At 51.7% G+C, this 24,057-nt stretch carries 21 protein-coding genes and 1 riboswitch; of the genes, 20 read left to right on the forward strand and 1 reads right to left on the reverse strand.

The window, feature by feature from the left end:
• Window positions 1-22: 22 nt before the first annotated feature.
• A complete protein-coding gene (locus NSQ73_RS09880) occupies window positions 23-784 on the reverse strand; it encodes a YwaF family protein (RefSeq protein ID WP_340944280.1) in 762 nt (253 codons plus the stop codon).
• A gap of 275 nt (window positions 785-1,059) precedes the next feature.
• Here NSQ73_RS09880 and NSQ73_RS09885 point away from each other — a divergent pair, with 275 nt between their 5' ends.
• The 20 genes from NSQ73_RS09885 (at window position 1,060) to NSQ73_RS09980 (ending at window position 24,055) form a co-directional block, all read left to right on the forward strand.
• Window positions 1,060-4,560: a collagen binding domain-containing protein gene (locus tag NSQ73_RS09885; protein WP_340986292.1), complete on the forward strand. Its 3,501-nt coding sequence runs from the start codon at window positions 1,060-1,062 to the stop codon at window positions 4,558-4,560.
• Between the two features lie 178 nt (window positions 4,561-4,738).
• Window positions 4,739-5,140: a large conductance mechanosensitive channel protein MscL gene (gene mscL / locus NSQ73_RS09890; RefSeq protein ID WP_042141359.1), complete on the forward strand. Its 402-nt coding sequence runs from the start codon at window positions 4,739-4,741 to the stop codon at window positions 5,138-5,140.
• A gap of 106 nt (window positions 5,141-5,246) precedes the next feature.
• A riboswitch (FMN riboswitch) is annotated at window positions 5,247-5,419 on the forward strand.
• 223 nt (window positions 5,420-5,642) lie between these two features.
• A complete protein-coding gene (gene ribD, locus NSQ73_RS09895) occupies window positions 5,643-6,743 on the forward strand; it encodes a bifunctional diaminohydroxyphosphoribosylaminopyrimidine deaminase/5-amino-6-(5-phosphoribosylamino)uracil reductase RibD (protein WP_340986293.1) in 1,101 nt (366 codons plus the stop codon).
• 125 nt (window positions 6,744-6,868) lie between these two features.
• Entirely contained in the window at window positions 6,869-7,537 is a 669-nt protein-coding gene (ribE, locus tag NSQ73_RS09900) for a riboflavin synthase (protein WP_171716710.1), read from the forward strand.
• 60 nt (window positions 7,538-7,597) lie between these two features.
• Window positions 7,598-8,851 carry a bifunctional 3,4-dihydroxy-2-butanone-4-phosphate synthase/GTP cyclohydrolase II gene (locus tag NSQ73_RS09905; RefSeq protein WP_042237698.1) on the forward strand — a complete coding sequence of 418 codons (1,254 nt, stop codon included), beginning with the start codon at window positions 7,598-7,600 and terminating at the stop codon, window positions 8,849-8,851.
• Between the two features lie 42 nt (window positions 8,852-8,893).
• Window positions 8,894-9,361, forward strand: coding sequence for a 6,7-dimethyl-8-ribityllumazine synthase (gene ribH, locus NSQ73_RS09910; protein WP_036727378.1), 468 nt, complete (start codon window positions 8,894-8,896; stop codon window positions 9,359-9,361).
• A 236-nt stretch (window positions 9,362-9,597) separates the two neighbouring features.
• A complete protein-coding gene (locus NSQ73_RS09915) occupies window positions 9,598-10,389 on the forward strand; it encodes a segregation and condensation protein A (RefSeq protein ID WP_042138653.1) in 792 nt (263 codons plus the stop codon).
• Window positions 10,358-10,960: an SMC-Scp complex subunit ScpB gene (gene scpB / locus NSQ73_RS09920; RefSeq protein ID WP_039301691.1), complete on the forward strand. Its 603-nt coding sequence runs from the start codon at window positions 10,358-10,360 to the stop codon at window positions 10,958-10,960. The genes NSQ73_RS09915 and scpB overlap by 32 nt, the downstream gene beginning before the upstream one ends.
• 182 nt (window positions 10,961-11,142) lie before the next feature.
• Window positions 11,143-11,838, forward strand: a complete 696-nt coding sequence (locus NSQ73_RS09925) for a DUF2953 domain-containing protein (protein WP_340986294.1) — start codon at window positions 11,143-11,145, stop codon at window positions 11,836-11,838.
• Between the two features lie 82 nt (window positions 11,839-11,920).
• Entirely contained in the window at window positions 11,921-12,409 is a 489-nt protein-coding gene (gene ytfJ / locus NSQ73_RS09930) for a GerW family sporulation protein (protein ID WP_336102626.1), read from the forward strand.
• Window positions 12,410-12,585: 176 nt separating this feature from the next.
• Window positions 12,586-13,824 (forward strand): D-alanyl-D-alanine carboxypeptidase family protein, encoded by a 1,239-nt coding sequence (locus NSQ73_RS09935; RefSeq protein ID WP_340986295.1) that lies wholly within the window; start codon window positions 12,586-12,588, stop codon window positions 13,822-13,824.
• A 735-nt stretch (window positions 13,825-14,559) separates the two neighbouring features.
• Window positions 14,560-15,231, forward strand: coding sequence for a nucleoside recognition domain-containing protein (locus NSQ73_RS09940; protein WP_039301699.1), 672 nt, complete (start codon window positions 14,560-14,562; stop codon window positions 15,229-15,231).
• 52 nt (window positions 15,232-15,283) lie between these two features.
• Window positions 15,284-15,772: a spore maturation protein gene (locus NSQ73_RS09945; protein ID WP_042141358.1), complete on the forward strand. Its 489-nt coding sequence runs from the start codon at window positions 15,284-15,286 to the stop codon at window positions 15,770-15,772.
• 1,345 nt (window positions 15,773-17,117) lie between these two features.
• Window positions 17,118-17,462: an N-acetylmuramoyl-L-alanine amidase gene (locus tag NSQ73_RS09950; protein ID WP_039301711.1), complete on the forward strand. Its 345-nt coding sequence runs from the start codon at window positions 17,118-17,120 to the stop codon at window positions 17,460-17,462.
• A 20-nt stretch (window positions 17,463-17,482) separates the two neighbouring features.
• Window positions 17,483-18,241, forward strand: coding sequence for a pseudouridine synthase (locus NSQ73_RS09955; protein ID WP_039301714.1), 759 nt, complete (start codon window positions 17,483-17,485; stop codon window positions 18,239-18,241).
• 112 nt (window positions 18,242-18,353) lie between these two features.
• A complete protein-coding gene (resA, locus tag NSQ73_RS09960) occupies window positions 18,354-18,878 on the forward strand; it encodes a thiol-disulfide oxidoreductase ResA (RefSeq protein ID WP_042138648.1) in 525 nt (174 codons plus the stop codon).
• Window positions 18,875-20,563 carry a cytochrome c biogenesis protein ResB gene (gene resB / locus NSQ73_RS09965; protein ID WP_340986298.1) on the forward strand — a complete coding sequence of 563 codons (1,689 nt, stop codon included), beginning with the start codon at window positions 18,875-18,877 and terminating at the stop codon, window positions 20,561-20,563. The genes resA and resB overlap by 4 nt, the downstream gene beginning before the upstream one ends.
• Window positions 20,560-21,822, forward strand: coding sequence for a cytochrome c biogenesis protein CcsA (gene ccsA, locus NSQ73_RS09970; RefSeq protein ID WP_042138646.1), 1,263 nt, complete (start codon window positions 20,560-20,562; stop codon window positions 21,820-21,822). The genes resB and ccsA overlap by 4 nt, the downstream gene beginning before the upstream one ends.
• 76 nt (window positions 21,823-21,898) lie before the next feature.
• Window positions 21,899-22,615, forward strand: coding sequence for a response regulator transcription factor (locus NSQ73_RS09975; RefSeq protein ID WP_039301726.1), 717 nt, complete (start codon window positions 21,899-21,901; stop codon window positions 22,613-22,615).
• Entirely contained in the window at window positions 22,616-24,055 is a 1,440-nt protein-coding gene (locus tag NSQ73_RS09980) for a HAMP domain-containing sensor histidine kinase (RefSeq protein ID WP_340986300.1), read from the forward strand. It abuts the gene before it with no gap.
• Window positions 24,056-24,057: the final 2 nt, after the last annotated feature.

Here is a 24,057-nt window from a genome sequence, read left to right on the forward strand (position 1 = left end):
CTTTTTTTGCCCATATTAGTCTTTACCTCATACTGGTCCAGCCTCTGCGGCCGCGCCGGGAGGCATACAGCTCCGGCAGCTTGAAGAAGATCAGGAACATCAGCAGGAAGATGACAAAGGCAAAGGCCTCTTCGACGAGCAGATAATACGGATAAGGGCCGAAATAATCAAGTACGGAGAACGTGCTGGGCTTGTGAGCCAGAAACATATAGTTGGAATCCAGCAGCATATCGGCGGCATAGACACATGCGGCGATAACATTCAGGCAGAGCATGGTGAAGAACAGCGAGCGCCAGGCAGGCTTGTAGCCTTCAATCCAGGTCATGTACAGGGATGCCAGAATAATCGACCCGTGGGCAATGAAGAACAGCAGGAAGCGGAAATGCGGAAACGGGTAGACCAGATTAGGCGTAAGCAGGGCGATGAATGCACCGCCGATCCCGGCAAAGTAGAGAAAAGAATACAGCAGCCTGCTGCGTGTAAGAAGCATGATTACCGACAAGAGCAGGGTAATACCGCATAGTTCAAGCGGCAGGGAGGAACTGCGGCTCCAGATATCCTGGGAGACATACCAGACATGCAGCCCGCCCTCGCAGGCGATCAGCAGCAGCGCCAGCAGCAGGCGGACACTGCGCCTCAGACCGGAATGTGTACGCAGGGCGAAACGTGATAAGTAGAGCAGCAGACAGCATAGGACGACGATAGACAGGGCAATGAGATGCGGGGTTGAGAACATTGAGAAATCATGATTACGATGGCGGTCCCAAAAAAGATTAAGGTTCACTGTGCTCTCTCCTTGAATCCAGAAATAAATAAAAGAAAATAAAAGTTCATAATTTGAATATAACTGATTCTAAAGATCTACTCTTAGGTGATATAAGTATATATCGTTCGGGCTAGACAGAAAAGACAGGAGTATCGGTTTATTTACATAAGATGGACGCATATGCCCGTATACATAACGACCCATCAGGCGGAGTGTTTTTACCGGTGCGTTCGGCAGCCATCTTTTCTGCATGCTCGTTTCATATCAAACTTAAGAACGGGGGCTTCTGGGAAATGGTGAAAAAAAGAACAAGTCTGGCAATTGTAATAATCATGCTGTTTGTGCAGTATGCCTACGGACTGGGGTTCACCCAGCAGGTTAAAGCGGAGGGAATCGAGCAGGACAGAGACATTATTACCAGTGTATCAATGGCTGTGTATGGGCCGGACGGACAGACCGTAACAGGTAGTGTATATGATGTGGACTCTACTGTTACGCTGGATTATACCTGGTCGCTTCCCAACGGGCACGGATATACTCAGGGAGATAGCTTCACCTTCCAGCTTCCTGAACAATTCGAGCTGTTCAATGATATCCAGGGCGGTCTTGTGTCCGACGATGGAGATGTCGGGACGTTCACAGTGAGCCAGTCGACACATCACATAGTCATGACCTTCAACGACTACATTGAGAGTCATGACAACGTACAAGGAACCCTGCGGATTAATACCAAATTCGATAAACAGGTGATAAGCGGCAGTACGGTTCAGCAGATTCTATTCCCCGTAAACGGCGGAATACAGACCATTAGCGTGGCATTTAAGCCATCCGTGGGTTCGACGATTGAGAAAAAAGGTGTGTCCAGCGGCTTCAATGCTGATCATATCTTCTGGACGGTGGATGTCAATAAGAAGCTGGAACCGGTCAGCAATGCGGTGGTGACAGACCCTGTTCCTGCGGGATTGTCGCTGGACAGCACGGTAACCCTTGCAGTGTACCAGCTGAATGTTCTGCTTGACGGTACAGTGACTCAAGGCCAGCTTGTAGACAGCAGCCAATATACCGCTGACGTTTCCGGCGGTGAACTTGTTCTCCGCTTCACAGACCCTGTAATCACAGGTGCGTACCGCATTGCCTATACAACACAGGTAGTCAGCGACAGTCTGACCAGCTTCACGAATACCGCTACCTTCACCGGTGATGGACGTGATCCGGTAAGCAGCTCGGCTACAGTCGTTATTGAACGCGGAGGAAGCATCAAGAAGAAGGCAGCCAGCTATGAGTGGGGGAAGCAGACCATCACCTGGGCTATTGAATACAACTACAATAAACGCACGATCTCTGCAGAGAATGCGGTGTTGACAGATGTATTCAATCAATCCCAGCAGCTGGTTGCAGACTCGCTGCGGATTTATCCGGTGACGCTGGATTCTGCAGGAGGAGCTACGAAAGGGACGGCTCTAACCGCAGGTGCAGACTATACAGTAACGCCGGTTGTTGAAGGCACAAACGCCGGATTCAAACTGGAGTTTGCAGATGCTGTGACCTCTGCATATCTGATCGAATATAAGACCAAAGCAGTAGACCGCGTATTCAGCGATACCACTATTACCAACACTGTCTCAGACAGTACCTATAGCGATAAGGCTACACAGCTTATCCGGCCGGCCATCATTTATAAGAATTTGTCAGGAGTCAACTACGCCACCCATGTAACGGATTGGAAGATTACGCTGAACGGCGATAATTATCCGATGAGCCAGGTAGTGGTTACGGATAGTTTCCCGTACGGCGGCCAGAAGTTTATCGCGGGTTCACTGGTCGTACGCAATGAAGCCGGCACCGTGCTTAATGCTTCAGCGTATACACTGATTGCCGGTTCACCGGCACAGCCTAACGAAGGCTTCAAGGTGAAATTCAATTCACCGATCAGCGGCACATACACAATTAGTTATCAGACTGAATTCAGTAATGACTGGCTTACAGGTACTACAGATAATTTCATTAACGTAGCGCGGATTGACTGGAAGGACAGCGCGAATAACGCCCAATGGACAGAAGCCAGAGGGCAGTTCATTCCGGGTCCTGAGGTGAAGAACAACGGCTTCAAATCCGGGGCATATGATGCGTCTGCCAAAGAGATTACCTGGACAGTGGGCGTCAATTACAACAGTAAGGCTATTGCTGATCCCCGGGTAACAGACATACTGAACGCGGGACAGTCACTGGTGCCGGGTTCACTGAAAGTGTACCGGATGAATATTGCTCCTGGAGGGGCTCACACCTTCGGCACCGAACTTGCCGCCAGCTCCTATAGCTACACTGTCGGAAGCGGGAATGAGCTTCAGGTGGATTTTGACAATGCGATCAATTCGCCTTACTATGTTGTATTCAAAACAAGCCTTGCAGGGCAGTTGATTGGTACCACAGTTGCTAACACAGCTAATCTGCTGGATGGCACCAAGAAGGTCTCCAAAGCTCTGAAGGCCTCGGTGGATATTCCGCATGGCGACGAATATGTATTCAAAGACGGCGTTCAGAACGGTGATAAGCTGCAGTGGACGATCGCTATTAACCGGACACAGTCCCATGTGAAGGATGCCGTTATTACAGATGTGCCAAGTACCAATCAGATTCTGCTGCCGGACACGTTCCATCTGTACCGGACAGTTACAGCCGTGAATGGTGATGTAACGAAGAGCGGACCTAAGCTTGTAAAGGATACGGACTACACCTTGAATATCAGTGCTGATGCAGAGGGTAAGCAGACATTTGTGCTTAGCTTCCTCCAGGATATCCATTCCGCATATGTGCTTGAATATCAATCACTGATCGTAGCGAATACGGGGGATAAGCTGGTCAACACCGTTAACTTCAGCGGTAATAATGTCGTACTGGTCACCAAGGAGACCAGCAAAGAAATTATAGTCGGCGTATCCAGCGGCTCGGGAACGGGCAGCGGGGTCAGAGGAACGCTGAATGTCCACAAAATTGATGCAGGTGACAGCACCAAAGCACTTGCCGGTGCCACCTTTGACTTGTACCGCCTGAATGGCAGCGATCGTGTGCTTGTGAATACACGGACTACGGATGCAGCGGGCAATGCAGTATTCAACAATATCTGGCTGGGCAGCTATGTACTGATTGAAACTGCAGCACCGGCAGGTTATGTGTTGGATACAAGTGAGCATGCGGTGACTATCGGTTCATCCGCAGCAGTGAATCTGACCTTAGCGAATACTCCTGCGGAGCAGCCGACAGCCACACCAACGCCAATACCGACGGCCACCATAGCGCCGACAGAAGCGCCGACAGCCACACCGCTTCCAACGGTACCGCCTGTAGAGACAGCTGGGCCAACGGCTGCTCCAACGGCAACGAATGGACCGGAGGCGACGCCTAACCCTACAGCACCGCCAGTCACACCTGATATTACGCCGGTACCCACACCAGCGGGCACGGTGGTTCCGGGGATCATTATCGATGATCTGGAAATCCCGGCAGGTCCAGGCTTACCTGCAACAGCGCAGCCATCTGCGCCGGTAGCCGTGGTTACACCTGCACCAGTCACGCCGGCACCGGAAGTGTCGGTTGATGAGGACATTCCGCTCGGCGGTGTTGATATTGAAGATGAAGACATCCCGCAAGGGACGGTCACGGCAACAGACTCCGGCGGGACACTGCCGCAGACTGGAGAGAACAGCCCGCTGCCGATCTATATGGCAGGACTCGGTTTGATCCTGATCGGGTTCGTATTACACCGGGTGTACAGACGGAACCGGAATCAGGAATAAACGGTAATTAAACAGGACAGCTGATCATAGGATCAGCCTTCACCAAGAGCAGGCGGCAGAAAATAGCTGCCTGCTCTTTTTGCCGTGACTTAAGAAAGGCTTAGAATAGATTGGTCATCTGCGGCGGAAATGCTATAATTACTAAAATTCAAAGTTTCGGAGGGATGCAGCAATGTCCATGTGGAAGGAATTCAAAAGCTTCGCCATGAAGGGAAATGTGCTTGATCTGGCAGTGGCGGTTGTAATCGGGGCGGCTTTCGGCAAAATTGTTACTTCTTTGGTTAGTGACATCATAATGCCGCTTATCGGCTTAATAAGTGGAGATACCAATCTGAAGGAGCTTCATCTGGGCAGCGGAGAAGCCGCCGTGAATTACGGCCTGTTCTTACAGTCCGTACTGGACTTCTTCATTATTTCATTCTCTATCTTTCTGGTAGTGAAGCTGACCAGCAGATTCAGACGCAAGGAAACTGTTAAAGTCGAAGTTGTCGAGCCCCCTGCTCCGGCACCGGAGGTTGCGCTGCTGATCGAAATTCGTGATTTGCTGAGAGCGGACAAGCAGCGGGAGTCAGGGAATTAAGGGAACTAAGTTACATAAATAAAGTAAATTTCCGAAACACACTTGCATTTCCCGCACGTAAGTGATAATTTTGTTGTAGGCAAAACTTATTATTCAACTGAATATATCAATCCTTCAGGGCAGGGTGTAATTCCCTACCGGCGGTGATGCTGTTAGATTGGCTGTTTCTGGCCAGTTCTGCTGCTCAGTCCGCTACCCGATCCGTATGCTGGTGATACGGACGGTGGACCTGGTGCAATTCCGGGACCGACAGTATAGTCTGGATGGAAGAAGGAGAGATTGACGTGCTGTGCTTATATAGGCGGCCGTGCTGCAGTATTTTCGAACATTACGTGCGAATTTTCACAATGCCATAAGTCCGGCGTTTATTTACGCACCTATTTTTTGAGCTGCTGATACCTCTCGTATATCCCGTCTTGAACTCCTCCTGGAGATTGAGACGGGTTTTTCTGTTTAAACTGTGCACATTATGAATATAGCCGGCTGATTGGAGGGAAGTCACATGGATAAGATGAATGATGAGTTTTATATGTCTCTGGCGCTGGACATGGCGGAAAGGGCTCAAGGACAGACCGGAATCAATCCCGTGGTCGGATGTGTTGTTGTGAAGGATGGTGCCATGATCGGGATCGGCACGCATCTGCAGCGCGGCACCGGGCATGCCGAGGTTCATGCGCTTAATATGGCTGCTGGCAAGGCACAGGGAAGCACAGCGTATGTTACGCTGGAGCCCTGCAGCCATTATGGCATCACGCCTCCCTGCAGCCAGCGCCTAATTGATGAAGGGGTCGCAAGGGTTGTCGTTGCCTGTGAAGATCCTAATCCGCAGGTTGCAGGGCGCGGGGTTGAAATGCTGCGCGAGCAGGGCGTTGAGGTTGAGGTAGGCCTGCTTCGGAGCCGCGCTATCCGGCTGAATGAGAAGTTTATCAAGTACATTCTGACGAAGCAGCCTTTCATTACGCTGAAGAGCGCCAGCACCTTGGACGGCAAAATTGCCACCCGTACAGGGGACAGCAAATGGATATCAAATGCTGAATCCCGGGAGCTAGTACATACCCTGCGCCATCGCCATCAGGGAATCATGGTCGGGGTGAATACGGTGATTGCCGATAACCCTTCGCTGACGACCAGGCTGAATGTGCCCGGGCTCAATCCAATCAGGATTATCATCGACTCTACACTGAGGCTGCCTCTGGAGAGCGCCGTTGTCACTGACGGACTGGCACCTACGGTGGTCGTTACTACTGAAGCGGGTGATCCGGCGCGGAAGGCATCACTGCTCGCTGCGGGTGTTCAGGTTGTGGCCGCAGGCAGCGGACCGCGTGTCGATCTGCAGGCCGCGATGACAGCATTGGGCGGAATGGAGATTGGTTCGATCCTGCTCGAAGGCGGCGGTACGCTGAACGGTGCGATGCTGGAGCAGGGACTGGTTGACCGCGTGGTTCTCTTCTTCGCTCCGAAGATTGTCGGAGGCGGCGCCGCTGCGGCAGGTACCTTCGACTTTCCGGGTGTGGAACTGATGCGGGATGCCATTACGCTCGAAGGATTGGAAGTGGAAGTGCTCGGGGATAATGTCTGTATCAGCGGTACCCCGGCGCGCTAACAACGGATAAGAACAAGAAATCGGGTGGCGGGCAGCGGCGGAAGTCCAAATGCTCACCGCCGTGACGACTATGCTTCAAGCTCAAATTTTAAGTGCGTCTTATATAGTTATGAAGGAGGGATAGTATGTTCACCGGCCTGATTGAAGAGGTGGGTATCCTCCGCAGTGTCACCAGCGGAGGGGAGATGATGGTGCTGAATATCGGCGCCTCCCTCATTATGGGGGATCTGAAGATTGGCGACAGCGTCTCCGTCAATGGGGTCTGCCTTACAGCCACATCCATAGGCGACCAATATTTCACGGTTGATGTGATGCCTCAGACCTACCGCAACAGCAATCTCAAAAACCTACGGACCGGGGGCAAAATGAACCTGGAGCGCGCGATGGCAGCCGGCGGACGGTTCGGCGGGCATATTGTTCAGGGTCATGTGGATGGAACCGGCGAGATCCGCAGCGTGAAGCGCGATCAGAATGCGGTGGTATTCGAAATCGCGCCGGACCGCAAATCGCTGTTTAAATACATCATCCCCAAAGGCTCCATTACGATTGACGGCATCAGCCTCACCGTAGTGGATACAGAGTCGTCCACGTTCACTGTCTCTATCATTCCCCACACCCTTGGAGAAACGGTGCTGGCCCATAAACGGCCGGGTGACAGTATCAATATCGAATGTGATGTGCTGGGCAAGTATGTGGATCATCTGCTGCATTATGGTTCACGTTCCGGCGATGAAGAAGATAAGAAGAGCTCGAAGATCAGCCACGATTTTCTGGCGGCCAACGGGTTTGTATAATTAAAGATTAGGCATACGGCAGCCGGTAAGGCAGCGTACAGCCATCAGGAGGACAGTAACATGAGCGAGCAAGACAAGAAGGACAGCGTCCTGGACCCGATTGAGGATGCGATTTATGATTTGATGCGCGGGAAGGTGATCATCGTTGTTGATGATGAGGACCGCGAGAATGAAGGGGACTTCATCGCCCTTGCCGAACGGGCAACCCCTGAAGTTATTAACTTCATGATTACCGAGGGACGCGGACTGGTCTGCGTGCCGATTACCGCGGAACGTGCAGAGGAACTGGATCTGCAGCCGATGGTGGCCCAGAATACCGATAACCACGGCACCGCTTTTACCGTATCGATTGACCACAAGGATACGACTACCGGTATTTCCGCCGGGGAAAGATCCATGACCATCAAGGCGATGCTGGACCCGAATGCGAAGCCTTCTGACTTCCGCAGACCGGGCCACATGTTCCCGCTGATCGCGAAGAAGGGCGGGGTATTGCGGCGTTCAGGCCATACGGAAGCCGCTGTAGATCTGGCCCGCATGTGCGGCGCCTATCCGGCGAGCGTCATCTGCGAAGTGGTGAAGGTTGACGGCACGATGGCCCGCCTGCCTGACCTGATTGAGATCGCGAAGAAACATGATCTCAAGCTGATCAGCATTAAAGACCTCATTCACTACCGTAATGAGAAGGAGCATCTGGTTACGCGCGAGGTTGCGGTGAATCTGCCGACTGATTTCGGTGATTTCCAGACGATTGCCTACACGAATGAAGTGGATGACAAAGAGCATGTTGCTCTGGTAAAAGGGGATATCTCCGGTGATGAGCCGGTGCTGGTGCGTGTGCATTCCGAATGTCTGACCGGCGATGTATTCCATTCCCACCGCTGCGACTGCGGCCCGCAGTTTGAAGCGGCGCTGCGCCAGATTGAAGAAGCAGGCCGAGGGGTGCTGCTCTATATGCGCCAGGAAGGCCGGGGGATTGGACTGATCAACAAGCTGCGTGCTTACAAGCTGCAGGAAGAAGGACTGGATACGGTAGATGCCAACCTGAAGCTGGGCTTCGCGGCGGATCTGCGTGATTACGGCATCGGTGCACAGATTCTCAAGGATCTGGGCGTCCGCCAGATCAGACTGCTGACCAACAATCCGCGCAAGATCAAAGGGCTGGAAGGCTATGGCCTTGAAGTGGTGGAGCGTGTAGCCATCCAGATGCCGGAGAACAAGGACAACACTAAGTATCTTCATACGAAGCAGGCCAAGCTTGGCCATCTGCTGACTTTTGACAAGATCGAACAAAACGAGGATTCCAAAATTTAATTATAGAATCACTAACTTATACATGAAGGGTTGATGAGCATAATGCCGAATTATTTTGAAGGACATTTAGTATCTGAAGGATTGAAATACGGGGTTGTCGTAGGACGTTTCAACGAATTTATTACAAGCAAGCTGCTCTCCGGAGCACTCGATGCCTTCAAACGCCATGGCGTAGCTGACGATGAAGTGGATGTTGCCTGGGTACCGGGAGTATTCGAAATTCCTCTGATCGCGCAAAAAATGGCCGAAAGCGGCAAGTATGATGCAGTAATCACACTAGGTACGGTTATTCGCGGATCTACAACACACTATGATTATGTGTGCAATGAAGTTGCCAAGGGCGTTGCAGCCATTAATCTCAAGACAGGCGTTCCGACGATCTTCGGCGTGGTGACGACCGAGAATATCGAACAGGCCATTGAGCGTTCCGGAACCAAAGCGGGCAATAAAGGCTGGGATGCGGCAACTGCTGCGATCGAAATGGCGAACCTGAACAAGCTGTTTAAATAACACCCCTCTTGACGAATCAGCGTAAGTCGTGCTTATTTATATGTATGAGAAGAAAGCATGAACATAAGGAGCTGCGAGGAAATTAGTATCCGCTTTTGATGACAAGTCTCCATGGGTTTGGGAGTTTTGTCATCAAATTAGCGGTACTTTATTTCGCCGCAGTCTCAAGGATCTTTCTACTTGTGTAGCGTCCGTGCGGCGCTGCACTTTACTTTTTTTGGGCTGGAGGAAACCGCGTGACTGTATTGTACAAGCTGGAGACGTTCGAAGGTCCGCTCGATCTGCTCTTGCATTTGATTGACAAAGCGGAAATCGACATCCAGGACATTCCGGTCAGCGAGATCACCGAGCAGTACATGGAATACCTGCAGGGGATGCAGGAGCTTGAGCTGGATATCACCAGCGAATTTCTGGTTATGGCTGCTACCCTCCTGTCGATCAAGAGCAAGCTGCTGCTGCCGAAGCCGCCGGTGATCGAAATCGAGGATTTCGATTATTACGAGGACGACGGTTATGATCCGCGGGCGGAGCTGGTACAGCGGCTGATTGAATACCGCAAATTCAAGAGTATTGCTGTGCAGCTGCTGGATATGGAGAGTGAGCGCAGCCTGATTTTCACGAAGGAGCCCGAGGATCTGGGCCCCTTTGTTCCTACGCAGACCGATAATACGCTGAAGGGACTGCACACCGCTGATTTGATTGCCGCGTTCCGTAAGGCGCTGAGCAAGGCGGCCCGGAGATCCTCTTATCAGCGGATTACCCGTGATGAGATTTCGGTGAAAGACCGGATTCGTGATGTATCGGAAGCACTGCAGCGTAAGGGGATGGGCGGCAGACTGCGCTTTTCGTCGCTTTTGCATGATGAGATGGCCCGGCATGAGATTGTAGTGACCTTCCTGGCCATTCTGGAGCTGATGAAGATGAAGGCGATTTTCTGCTACCAGGAGAAATTATTTGACGATATTGTGATGGAGTGGAGAGGAGGAGAGGAAGTCAGTGGACTACAACACGCTGAAATCAATTATTGAAGGCCTGCTGTTTCTCTCAGGGGATGAAGGTTTATCTGTACGCCAGATTGCCGAGATTACCGAACAGCGGCCCGATCTGGCTACACGGGCGCTGGAGGATTTGAAAGACGATTACAGCTCGCAGGGCCGGGGCCTGCAGGTAGTGCAGATCGCCGGGAATTACCGTCTGGCGACACTGCCGGAGCATGCGCAATATTTCGAGCGTCTGGCGTATTCCCCTTCCAGATCATCCCTGTCCCAGGCAGCGCTGGAGACACTTGCTATTGTGGCTTACCGCCAGCCTATTACAAGAGTGGAGATCGAAGAAATCCGCGGGGTGAAGTCCGAACGGGCCATTCATACGCTGGGGAATAAGGATCTGATTCATGAGGTGGGCCGGGCAGAGGCAGTTGGCCGTCCGATCCTGTACGGAACGACCAAGTCCTTCCTGGACAGCTTTGGCCTGGCCAGCCTGAAGGAGCTTCCGGAGCCGTCGAGCTTCGACACCTCAGAGGGCCTGGAAGAAGAGACGCAGCTGCTGTTCAGCAAGCTGGACAGCCAGATGACCTTTGAAGAGGTAGAGACAGAATAAACGCAGCGGATACGCGCTGTTCCAGCAATGCCGTTGTCCCCGCCGGGACAGCGGCATTTTTTTTGGCGCAGAATCTTTTGGAGATGTTTGCTGAAATGCCGAATTTTATCCAGCAGGATTTGCCATACTAAACCAGAGGCTCCACTATTCACATTACCTGAGGCTGCTTGGAGGTTACGATTGTGACGTTATGGCTTGTAATACCCTTATCCCTGCTGCTGCTGGTTATTCTGCTGTGCCTGCTGGTTCTGGCTTCATCGATTCATTTTCATTTCCGTCTATGCAGGCTGGGAAAGGATGACCGTATTGAATTTGATATTAAAGCTGTATACGGGCTGGTCAAATTCCATTATGAGCTGCCTGCGCTGGTTTTTGACAGCCTTGAACAAGGCATTAAGGTTAAGCTCGAAAAAAGCGGAATCGCCCCGGTGAAAATGGACAGCGACAAAGAAGAAAAAATCGACCGGGAATCCGTGACGGAATGGTTAAAGAACATCCGTACTGCACTCAAGGCAACCCGCGGTCTCAAAAAATGGCTGGTTGGCACATTATCGCATGTCCGGATTACCAAGCTGGACTGGTCCACGGATTTCTCGCTGGGCGATGCGGCAGATACGGCAACCGCGGCTGGCGCTTTATGGGGCATGAAATGGACCATGATCGGCTGGATGTCGCGTTTCGTCAGACTGCAGCGGAATCCGCGGATGTTCGTTGCCCCGGTGTTCCGGGACGAGCCCTGTTTCTCAACGGAAGCGGTCTGCACAGGCAAGCTTTCTGCAGGCTATGCTTTTTATGCGGGACTGTTATTATTGCGGCGTGTATCGAAGGTGGAAGGCGGCCTTGGAAGATGGAAGAAACTGCTCAGCCGGGCCCAGTAATAAAAAGACTACATACTCCCTTCCATAGTGGGCAAGATAAGACTGCAGGTACACTTATATACACACGAGGAGGAGAAAAACAATGTCAGATCATCCTATTCAAGGTCTCATGCAGACGGCTATGGAAAATATCAAAGGCATGGTGGATGTAAATACCATTGTCGGAGATCCAGTAGAAACACCAGATGGCAGTATTATTCTGCCGATCAGTAAGGTAGCGTTCGGTTTTGCCGCAGGCGGCAGTGACTTCCGGGTGGAAGACGATGCTCCGGGTGTAAACGGCAGCGGAACCGGAGTCAAAATGCTTCCCTTCGGGGGCGGTAGCGGGGGCGGTGTATCCATACGGCCAATCGCTTTTCTGGTAGTGGGCAGGGATGGGGTACATATTGTGCCGCTTGACAATCAAACCCATCTGTTCGAGAAAATTATTGATGCCACACCTAACCTGATCGATAAAATCCAGAATATGTTCCAGCCGAACGGTATTCCGGTGGGAGCAGACGCAGCAGGTGCTACGGTGACCAAAACCGTAGTGAAAACCGAGCCGGCTACGCATACATCAGCACATTAACACACCGGCAGAAGGCGGCAGGATAAGAATAAGCAGGGGTATCGCCTTTCAAAGGTGATATCCCTTTTTTGACGGACAGAAGCGGATGGGACATACCAGTCCCCCGTACCGCATACACTTGTACAACCAGGCAAGACGGAAGAACCGCTGCCCTAGACCTGATAAGAAGCCGGAGGATGAACATGAAGACATTAACCCGAAAATCGTTGATTTCCTTAATATTGTGTTTACTGCTGCTTGCACTGGTGCCGCTGTCTTCTATCCGTGCTGAGAATAGTTCCTTATCCACTCATGCCAGAGCGGCGGCGCTGATTGATGTGGAGTCGGGAAGACTTCTATACAGCAGCCGCGGGGATGAGCCGATGCTGATTGCCAGCTTGACCAAAATAATGACAGCACTTGTAGCGATAGAGAACGGTGACTTGACCTCAAAGGTCAAGGTCGGCAAAAATGCTTTTGCCAAGGAAGGTTCTTCGCTGTATCTGAAGCAGGGCGAAGAAATGACGCTGGAGGATATGCTGTACGGATTAATGCTGCGTTCGGGTAATGATGCGGCCACCGCGATTGCCGAGCATGTCGGAGGCTCAGAGCAGGGCTTCGTCTATCTGATGAATGCCAAGGCGGAGGCGCTTAACTTAACCCATACGCATTTTGCCAATCCGCACGGGCTCGATGCCGAAGGACACTACTCCAGCGCAAATGATCTGGCTGTATTGACTGCTTACGCGATGCATAACCCTGTGTTCAAGGAGATTGTAGCTACCAAAGAGAAGACGGCGGACAATCCGTATGAGAAATGGGATTACAAGTGGAGCAATAAAAATAAAATGCTGCGCCTCTACGAAGGGGCGGACGGTGTGAAGACGGGGTATACCAAAAAAGCACTCCGCTGCCTGGTCAGCTCCGCTACCCGAAACGGCCAGCAGCTTGTCGCTGTTACGCTGAATGACGGCAATGACTGGAATGACCATTCGGCGCTGCTGGATTTCGGCTTCAACCACTATCCGCTCAAGACATTAGTAGAACGCGGAGAAACCGTCAGCGGCTACACCCTGGTGACCGGCAAGGATTTCGCCTATCCGCTCGGACAAGGGGAAGAGTCAAGGCTTGTTACCAAGCTGGTACTAAGCGAAGAGAAGAGTACCGCAGGAACAGAGGCGCGTGCCAGTGCCGGCACTAAGACCAGCACCAACACCAGCAGCTTCGGGCTGAAGGGTGTAATTATAATGCAGCTGGGCGGCAAGGAAATCGGCCGGGTTCCGGTGTATACGCCAAGCCAGCTGCCGCCGGAAACATCACCCTATCAGAAGAAATACAGTCCTGCAGGAGGTACGGCTTATCCGGCGGACAACTGGCTGCAGGCATTCGGCAGTGCGCTGCGTGCTTTGTTCCAGAGCGGTGAAGATCAGAGATAGTTGTACAATGTGCAATTAAAAACAGCGAAAAGGTAGGCTTACAACTTTTAACTGTATTCTGTACAACTAAATTTGCCCGAATCGCTGGAAATCATCTACACCTGGCAGTTTAATTGCACGAAATACAACTAAACGGATAGTGGGTTGAGAATCAGACGTTTTAGTTGTACAAAGTGCAATTAAGCCTCCAGCATATACCGTAGTATGGTCACTGCAAACCCTCCGCAAGCGATTTTACCAATAAGTTTCACTACTTTAAAGCTGACGCTAAACTAATGCTCAATTGGCGCTCACTTAGCACTCGACAAGCACTCAACAAGTACTCAAGTAGCGCTCACCTAGCATTCACCTAGCTCCGTAGTCAGACCTTCTTATCGTATCTTGCTCATGCCGTGAGGGGCGTTAGGTGGAGAAAAGGCATCTGTTAATGCGGAAAGCTGAATATTCGAAGACGTAGCAGTTTGATAAACAACACTTAATTTCATTTAAATTGGAAGATCACTAGGGTATGGGTGGAATTAAGCAGCAAAAAACCATCTAAAAACCATAAAGCAGCTGAAATCCGGAGAATAAGTAACATAAATCCCACTACTACATCCGCAAAATATATCGTTAAGTAAGAAGTCATACTCAGACAGTAGCATTTGTACAGATATACTTTAATCAGCATTTCAAAGTAGGTCATGCAGAGGGCTAGGCGGGTAAGAAGAATTAGAGCTGGAGGAGGGGATAAGCATGTTAAATGGTATCTGGCTGGGGATGATCCTGATCGGGTTTGTATTTGCGGCGGTAAACGGACGGATGAACGAATTCACAGCTGCCGTGTTTGACGGTGCCAAAAGCGGGGTCACCGTAAGCTTCGGGCTGATCAGTGTGCTGGTGTTCTGGCTGGGGATTATGCGGATTGCGGAGGATGCAGACCTGCTGAAAAAGATCTCCAGAGTATTGGGACCGGTAGTATCGTTTCTGTTTCCTGATGTGCCCAAAGGCCATCCAGCGATCGGTTACATCCTCTCCAATATGAGCGCTAACCTGCTGGGACTCGGAAATGCCGCTACACCCATGGGCATTAAGGCAATGCAGGAGCTGCAGACACTCAACCCGGATAAGGAAACTGCAACGCCAGCCATGTGTACCCTGCTTGCACTGAACACTGCCAGTATCACGCTGATTCCGGCAACCCTGATTGCGATCCGGCTGAATTACGGATCGGCTGACCCGGCGGCAATCGTCGGCACCACGCTGGCGGCGACGGCGGTGGCTACTCTTGCCGCCATTGCTGCGGACAGGCTGTGCCGCCGCCTGACACTGCTGCGCAGGCCGCCCGGACCGCCGCCTGCGATAAGGTCCGGCACCGCTGCAGCGAAAGGGAGTGCTACGCTCCCGCATTCTTCAGTGAAAGGGTGAGCCTTCCGTGTTCCAGTTAATCAGTCTAATATCCGCCTGGGCAATTCCGGTAATGGTCACCTTTATTCCGCTGTATGCTTTCTCCCGCAAGGTTCCGGTCTACGAATCTTTCGTGGAGGGTGCGAAAGACGGATTCGGCACAGCTATTGCGATTATCCCCCATCTGGTCGGCATGCTGGTGGCGATCAGTGTCTTCCGCGCTTCGGGTGCGCTGGACTTCCTGATGGGCTTTGTAAGCCCTCTTGTGCAAAGCCTTGGGATTCCTGCTGAAGTGCTCCCGCTCGGTCTCCTGCGCCCTCTGACGGGCACTGGATCACTTGCCTATACTACAGATCTGATCCGGGTCCACGGCCCGGACTCATTGATAGGCATGATTGCTTCTACTATACAGGGCAGCACGGATACAACCTTATATGTGCTGACTGTTTATTTCGGCGCTGTAGGGATCCGCAACGGCCGTTATGCCCTTAAGGTGGGCTTGTTCTCGGATGTCGTCGGCTTTATCGCTGCTATTGCGGTTTGTCTGCTGGTATTCGGGTAAGAGAGGGGGGATGAATTTGTTTTCGTTCATTTGATCCGGCATGCGGCTGACGTTATACGGGAAGAGTGGAAGCGGGAGCAGGACCGGAAAGATCTGGCTCGCAAACTGCTGATTTTATGTGGGGGGTTATCCTGCTTCTCCTGATTGATTTCCTGGTGCTGAATGTAGGCCGGGAACACGCAGGAAGTGGCGTCCTGCAATACAATGCAGTGCTTGGGGTCATCGTGTTCTCTGGACTCTTAGCGCATTTTGCCCGAAGGAAGATTCTGGCTGCCTTCATGGGATGCTTATACAGCCTTCATGGGATGCTTATACATATATGATCTGATTATGTTTAATTACGCAGCTAACATTACCGGTAATGGTCTGGATGATTTCGGACTTGGCTTAAACAGCATGTTCATTTCATTCATGAATCTGATTGTTGTCGGTGCGGCACTTTTATTAGACCGAGCTGTTCCGCTGGAAGAGCCGGACGATAGGATATTTTAGTGAATGGGCACTGCTGTACATTGATAAGTTAAAGGGAGCATGTAGCAAAGTGGAACTTATTATTTTTCTATTGGCCTGTTACATACCCCTTTTACTGTATCTGCTCCATTTCGGGACAGATGTTTTTGAGACAGCGTGGAATTTGGACCGCCTCGTCCTGATCCTTGCCTGCAACTTAAGACTACTCCAATTAGCACCCGAACCACCGCTGACCACCGGATACATGTAAAATGTTGTATGGATTACAACTCGCATCCGGTGAAAAGCCGCTGTGCGGGAGGATTGTTGTATGTAGTACAAGAATTTTTTCGTTTTTCTCCTAAAAAGGAGGGGAAATGATGCCTTTTATACAACAATCTTCGATTAATGCCGATATCTCGAAGGAAATGTTGTATTTCGTGCAGGATTTAGACTGCGAGATAATGGTACGGGTACCGCAGCCACCGCTTGCCACTACAGTCCTCACCTACCACACAGGGGTGAGGACTATTTGTTTTAATCTGTTCAGGGTGGCTTGGCGCTGGCGGAGTAACGGAGAGGAAGTTTGGAACTGGAGGAGCGTCAGCGACCGCCTTTAAAGCTGGATTTCAACTGCTGTATGGCAGTAGAATCAAGGAAATCCAACTTTAACAGCGGCCGGAAGTCCAAACATTCCCCGGAGTTACGATTAGCCCTCGCCCGCTGTTGCCCTCGCGTCTAGCGTCTGCCCTCACGTTCCCCGCGCTGCCCTCGCGTCCTGCGTCTGCTCCAGCACACCACGCCACGAGCCCCAAAGATTTTAACAACCGGTCATCACCCCGCACCTCCCCACTTCATATGCTATTTCAGCAATACGGAGGGAGGAGGGCAAGGGATGGAATACAAAGGCTTTATTCTTCATCATTCCCGCTGTCCGTCCATTAACGGCAAGGGGTTTGACTTCTGGGTCGGGCTGGAAGGGGGGATCTACGCTGCGCCGCTGCTGACAGATCCCGAACATATTCATATCTGCCTGGAGGGCAACTACGGTGAGGCGGATGAGCTTCCCGGCTTACCGGAACGGCAGCAGCAGCTATTTGCGGCAGGTAAACTCATTTTGGAGCTGGCAGGGCGCTATCAAATTGCGCCATTACTCGTTGAACCGCATAGCAAAACTTGTCCGGGAGCATTTTTTCCATGGAATGATCTTGTGATTTATCCCTCCGATGGTTATCATTAACCTGAGGTGAGTAGTCGAAAATGGAAAGATTACAGAAAATTTTGGCGCAAGCAGGTGTTGCGTCCAGACGCAAATGTGAAGAAATGATTTTGGCCGGTAAAGTGGAAGTCAACGGGGAACTCGTAACTACGCTTGGCACGAAGGTGGACCCCGCAACAGATATTATTAAGGTCTCCGGTAGACTGATCCGGGGCGAGAACAAAATCTACATCATGTTCAACAAGCCCAAGGGTGTAATTACAAGCGCATCCGATGACAAGGGCCGCAAGGTGGTAACCGATTACCTGAAAGGCATTACAGAGCGCGTATACCCTGTAGGCCGTCTGGATTATGATACGGAGGGGCTGCTGCTGCTGACGAATGACGGTGAGTTTGCCAATCTGCTCACGCATCCGAAGCATCATGTGCCGAAGACGTATCTGGCGACGGTCAAGGGTGTGCCGCACGGCACGGCGCTGGACAAGCTGAAGGCCGGAATTAAGCTGGAAGACGGCATGACGGCTCCGGCGGAAGTTGAATACAAAGACGTCGATGAAGCGAATAAAGAAACGGTCATCAGCATTACCATTCATGAAGGCCGCAACCGTCAGGTACGGCGGATGTTTGAGGCAATTGCCCATCCGGTGATCCGCCTGAAACGGATTTCGTTCGGAGATATCCTGCTCCAAAATCTCAAACGCGGTTCCTACCGTCATTTGACTAAGGATGAAATCAATCATCTGCAGCAAATAGCCAAGGCCGGGGCGCTAAGAGAGAATACGACACGCAAAGACACATAAAGTTCACAATTCCCCCTCCTAAAACTGTGACAATATTCGTTATAATGTTCATAGGATGTTCACACCTAACAACTAAAGTAATGAGTTGCGTCACAGAAGGGGGCACCCTCGTATGGGCAAAGCCAGAAAGCCAATACAAATCGTGATACTATTTCTAATCCTTCTGCTCGGGGGTTATGCAATCGGTTCCTCCGTGTTCGGAGGGGATGGCAAACCCACGGAAGGCGGGAGAGCGCCGGACTTTGAACTGCTTGGGCTGGACGGCGTGACCCATACGCTGGAGGAGTACAAAGGGAAGTCGGTTGTGCTTAACTTCTGGGGCTCCTGGTGCGCCCCTTGTGTGAAGGAGATGCCTGCCCTTCAGGCACAGTGGGAGAAGTGGAAAGACCAGGGCGTAGTGGTCGTAGGCGTTAATGTAGGCGAGGATCAGATGACAGTGGACAATTTCGTGAAGCTCGTGGATATTGATTTCCCGGTTGTGATGGATACGGGGCGTGATGCCGTCCGTAGTTACGGGGTTTCCCCGCTGCCTACCACCTTCTTCATTAATACGAAGGGCAAGGTAGACAGCATTCATATCGGCCAGCTGGATTTGAGCTCGCTTGACGAGCAAATCGGGAAGCTGGTGGGAGAATGAAGGAGCACTTGCCGCTAATCAGCAATACCAAGTGTGAATGCGGTCACCAGAATCCTGTGGGCACTGTTCTCTGCGAAGCCTGCGGCAAGCCGCTGGATGAGAAGGAATGGAACTCTTCCGAGAATCTGGAGATGCGTTACGATGGGGTAGCGCGCCGTTCACAGCGTGTAGGTCCCGGAGTGATCGACAGGGTCTGGAACTTTTTTTCCTCGGTCAAAATCGCCATCTATCTGATTGTGCTGACACTGCTGGGCGCTATGCTGGGTACCATTTTTCCGCAAGAGAGCACTTTTCTGAATATTGACGCTTCAACATATTATCAAGAAACGTACGGAACAGCCGGGAATATATATTATAGACTCGGCCTTTCGCATACCTATGAATCCTGGTGGTTTGTGACGCTGCTCGTAATGATCGGAGCTTCTCTGGTCATCTGCAGCCTGGACCGTGTGCTTCCGCTGTACAAGGCATTAACCCGGCAAAAGATCCGCAAGCACCGCCAGTTTCTGACCCGTCAGAAGCTGACGCTCGTCACGCAAGTGGAAGAGGAGCCGGAGGTGTGGGTGGCGCGCATCGTCCAGCCGCTCAGGAAGAAAGGTTACCGCGTCCGGACGGAGGGCGGCGCTTTATTGGCCGAGAAACACCGTTTCAGCCGCTGGGGACCTTATGTAATACATATCGGCCTGATTATTTTTTTGCTCGCCGTGCTGGCGAGAGGACTTCCGGGGCTGAATATGGACCAGCATCTAGCTTTTCCGCAAGGGGAGACCGTCAAAATACCGGACACCAGCCTCTATCTTAAGAATGAGAAGTTCACCGTAGAATTCTACACGGAAGAAGAGATGCCTGAGGAGTTCCGCGGAATCAAGGTGCTTCCCAAGCTCTACGAGACCCGGGCGGTTCTCTATGAATGTACTGCCGATTGCACGGACCCGTCTAAGGAGCCTCAGCTTACGGAAGTGGCCCGGCATGACATTCAGGTGAATTCACCGCTCAGCTACCAAGGATTGAAAGCGTATCAGTTTGATTATGACCTGACTCCTGTGCTGCGTTCTGTGCAGCCCGGGCTGACGAATTCGTCCACTGGCGAGATTTACGGCAAGTTTGAACTGGATATGAAGAATCCGCAGCGCAGCTTCCAGGCAGGTCCATATACGCTGGAGCTGAAAGAGAAATATATGGATTTCGGACTGAGCGATGAAGGCCAGCCGGTGTCCAAATCGCCTTATCCGAATGCCCCTGCATTCCTCTTCCTTATTAAAGGGCCAGAGCTTCCGGCGGGGGGGCAGCAGTATTTCTATTTTCCGAAGCAGATTGACAAGGAGCAATTCCAGCAGTCAGCCATCAACGACAAGCTTGGCGGCAGCGGGCGGTTTCTGGAGCTTGAGGTCGGCAGCATGAGTGACGTTGACTTCTCGGAATCCACCACTTATCTCAATGTGCGGGTCGACCGGGCAATGCCATTTGTCTGGGTTGGCGCGGGTATTATCATGCTGGGGCTGATCCTCGGCTTCTACTGGCAGCATAGACGCATCTGGTTGACCGTCGACGGCGGGGAACTGGTGCTGGGAGGCCATACGAACAAGAACTGGTTCGGCTTCCGCCGCGAGATCGTTTCTATTCTCCAGAAGATAGACATGACAGTCGATGAAAAATCATTGGACAACGGAGGAGGCCTGGCATGAGCTTGCTCGATTTCAGCAGTGACGTCTTTATTGCCGCATTCTTTTTATACAGCGGAGCATTCATGTTGTTCACCATCGCCATTATGGGGCGCAGATGGTCCGGCAGGAAGCCGGAGGAGCATACCGCACGCTGGGGGAGAATTGCTTTTATCGCCTCCTCGCTCGGGCTGCTGTGCCATCTGGCATACTTCATTACACGCTGGATGGGATCGGGTCATATTCCGGTAAGTAACATGTATGAGTTCATGACTTTTTTATCGATGATGGTAATGGTTGCATTTACGGTGATCTTCGCGATTTACCGCAAAATTATTCTCGGTGTCTTCGCGGTTCCGATCTCGATTATTGTGATGGCGTATGCAGCGGTATTTCCGCAGGAAGTACAGCCGCTGATCCCCTCGCTGAAATCCATCTACCTGAACATTCATGTTACGCTGGCAGCACTGGGGGAATCGTTCTTCGCTGTAGGCTTTGCCGCCGGGCTGATGTATCTCCTGCGGACGGTCGATTTCAGCAGCAAGGAACGCAGTGACCGCAAGCAGCAGAGACTTGTCGAATTTACTCTGTTCTCAATCATTGTTATAATTGGTTTTCTTGGATCTGTATTTGCCTTCCGCGGTGCCGGCTATGAATCTGTTTTTGTCCGCACTAACGTTACGATTGACAGCCCCGGGCAGGGAGATAGTACAATAGAGAAAGTGAGTTATAAAATGCCGCCGATTGTGGCACCTTACCATAGCGAAATTGAGAGCTTCCAGTCGTTTCTTGGCATAAAAGAACCGCTCTTCGAAGCTCCATCCTGGATGAATGGTGTCAATGCCGGGCGCAAGTTCAATACCGTTATCTGGTCACTGCTGTCCGGGCTGATTCTATATGGAATTCTCCGCCTGGCTGTCCGCAAACCGCTGGGTAAGGCGATTCATCCGGTACTCGACGGAATTGATGAGAATGACCTTGATGAAATAACGTACAGGGCGATCGCCATCGGTTTCCCGATCTTTACACTGGGGGCTTTGATTTTTGCAATGATATGGGCTCAAGTGGCCTGGGGCAGGTTCTGGGGATGGGACCCTAAGGAAGTGTGGGCACTCGTCACCTGGTTGTTCTACAGTGCTTATCTCCATTTGCGGCTGGCCCGCGGATGGCAGGGACGCAAGTCCGCTTGGCTCGCTGTACTCGGCTTTCTGATCGTAATGTTTACCCTGGTTGGCGTTAATCTTGTGATCGCCGGACTTCACTCTTATGCGGGGACAGACTGAGTAGACTATATTCTCTGGCACGCACAAGATTTTAGGGTAACGTTCTACTGTATTTGATGAAGGGGTTGTTGTGTAAATGGCAGAGCACTTGAATAGAATTCTGGTGGTGGATGATGAAGAACGCATCCGCCGCCTGCTCAAAATGTATCTTGAAAAAGAAGGTTATGAAATTGACGAGGCAGAAGATGGGGAAATTGCTCTGCGCAAAGCTACAGCCAATGACTACGGTCTGATATTGCTGGATGTTATGCTGCCGGGCATCGACGGGATTGAAGTGCTGACCAGACTCAGAGGAGTCAAATCTACACCGGTCCTGATGCTTACTGCCAAGGGTGAAGAGATTAACCGGGTTCAAGGGTTTGAAATGGGCGCAGATGACTATGTCGTTAAGCCGTTTAGCCCGCGTGAAGTGATATACCGGGTGAAGGCGATAATGCGCCGTTCTTCCGCAACTGCTTTTTTGTCCAAAGAGAGCAATTCAAGCAACAATATCGTGTTTCCGTTTCTTATTATTGAGCATGATGCACACCGCGTAACCGCCGGCGGCCAGGAGGTAAGTCTGACCCCTAAGGAATATGAGCTGCTGCATTATTTGGCGATCTCACCGGATAAGGTGTTCTCTCGTGAGGAACTGCTCAAGGATGTGTGGAATTACGAGTTCTTCGGAGATCTGCGTACCGTGGATACCCATGTCAAGCGTCTTCGCGAGAAACTGAATAAGGTGTCCCCGGAATCGGCGGCTATGATCACTACCGTATGGGGAGTCGGCTATAAGCTTGAGGTGCCTAAATAAGTGAACTTCTGGAGAAGTCTTGTCGGTAAGCTGTGGATCACGATCATCTGTCTGGTTGCTGTCGTGCTCATTACGCTGGGGCTGTTTCTGTTACCCTACATCGACAGTAATTTCGCCAATTCCGGGGCGATCAAGCGTTTATTTATGTATACCTGTATGATCGGGTTTTCCTTAACGACATTCTTTGCCTTATTCCTGTTTACGAAGATTACCCAGCCGATGCAGCAGGTGATTGAGGCAGCCAATGATATCCGCCGCGGCGAATACGGGACGAGACTGACGCTGGTTACCAGCGATGAGATCGGCCAATTGGCGACATCCTTCAATCACATGGCAGAAGAGCTGGAAGAGAATATACGCAGTCTGAATAATGAAAAAGGGCATTTGTCCAGCGTCTTGCGCAGTATGAGCGATGCCGTGATCACCTTCGATATTGAGGGGCGGATTATCCTCACCAATCCGCATGGCCAGACGCTGCTGGAAACCTGGAGTGACCTTACCTGGGAGCAGGAAGAGGATGGCGGGCTGTATCCGCAGGCTGGACCTGCCCGTGATGTGCCTCCGCCGCTGCGGCCGCTGTTCTTCAGTACACTCAGCGTAGGAGGCGATCAACGCTCCAATATCCATGTCCGGCAGGGTGTATGGTCTGTGCATATGGCACCCTTATACTCCGAAGATAATCTCCGCGGTGCGGTGGCGGTGCTGCGCGATGTGACGGAGGAAGTGCGGCTGGAGAAAATGCGCCGCGATTTCGTCGCCAATGTCTCGCATGAGATCCGTACACCACTCTCGATGATGCAAGGCTACAGCGAGGCGCTGCTGGATGGAATGGCTTCCTCCCCGGAGGAGAGCAGCGAACTGGTCCAGGTGATCCACGATGAATCGCTCCGTATGGGCCGGCTGGTGAAGGATCTGCTCGATCTGGCCCGCATGGAAGCGGGGCATACGGATATGCTGAAGGCGCAAGTGGATGCTGGGGAACTGCTGGAACGGGTGTACCGCAAGTTCTCGGTCAGAGCCAAGGAGCGGGATATCATTCTTGAGCTGAAGAAACCGGATACCGAATTGCTCCTTAAGGCTGCCGATGAAGATAAGCTGGAGCAGGTGCTCACCAATCTGCTCGACAATGCCTTCCGCCACACTCCGGCCGATAAAATGATATCCATTCGGGCGGATTCCACCGTGCTGGAAGGCCGGAGGGTTCTGGAGATTGAGATCCGGGACCAAGGGGTAGGCATTACGCCTGAGGATCTGCCGTATATCTTCGAGCGCTTTTACAAAGCCGACAAAGCACGCGTAAGGGGAGAATCGGGAGGAACCGGTCTGGGACTAGCGATTGTGAAGAACATCGTCGAGTCGCATCATGGGAGTATCCACGCCTCCAGCAAGCTTGGAGAAGGCACCGCTTTTACCCTGCGGCTTCCTGTCGAAAAACAGTAAAT

This window comes from Paenibacillus sp. FSL R10-2736 (assembly GCF_038000245.1).
In the GTDB taxonomy this organism is placed as follows: domain Bacteria; phylum Bacillota; class Bacilli; order Paenibacillales; family Paenibacillaceae; genus Paenibacillus_AQ; species Paenibacillus_AQ phytohabitans.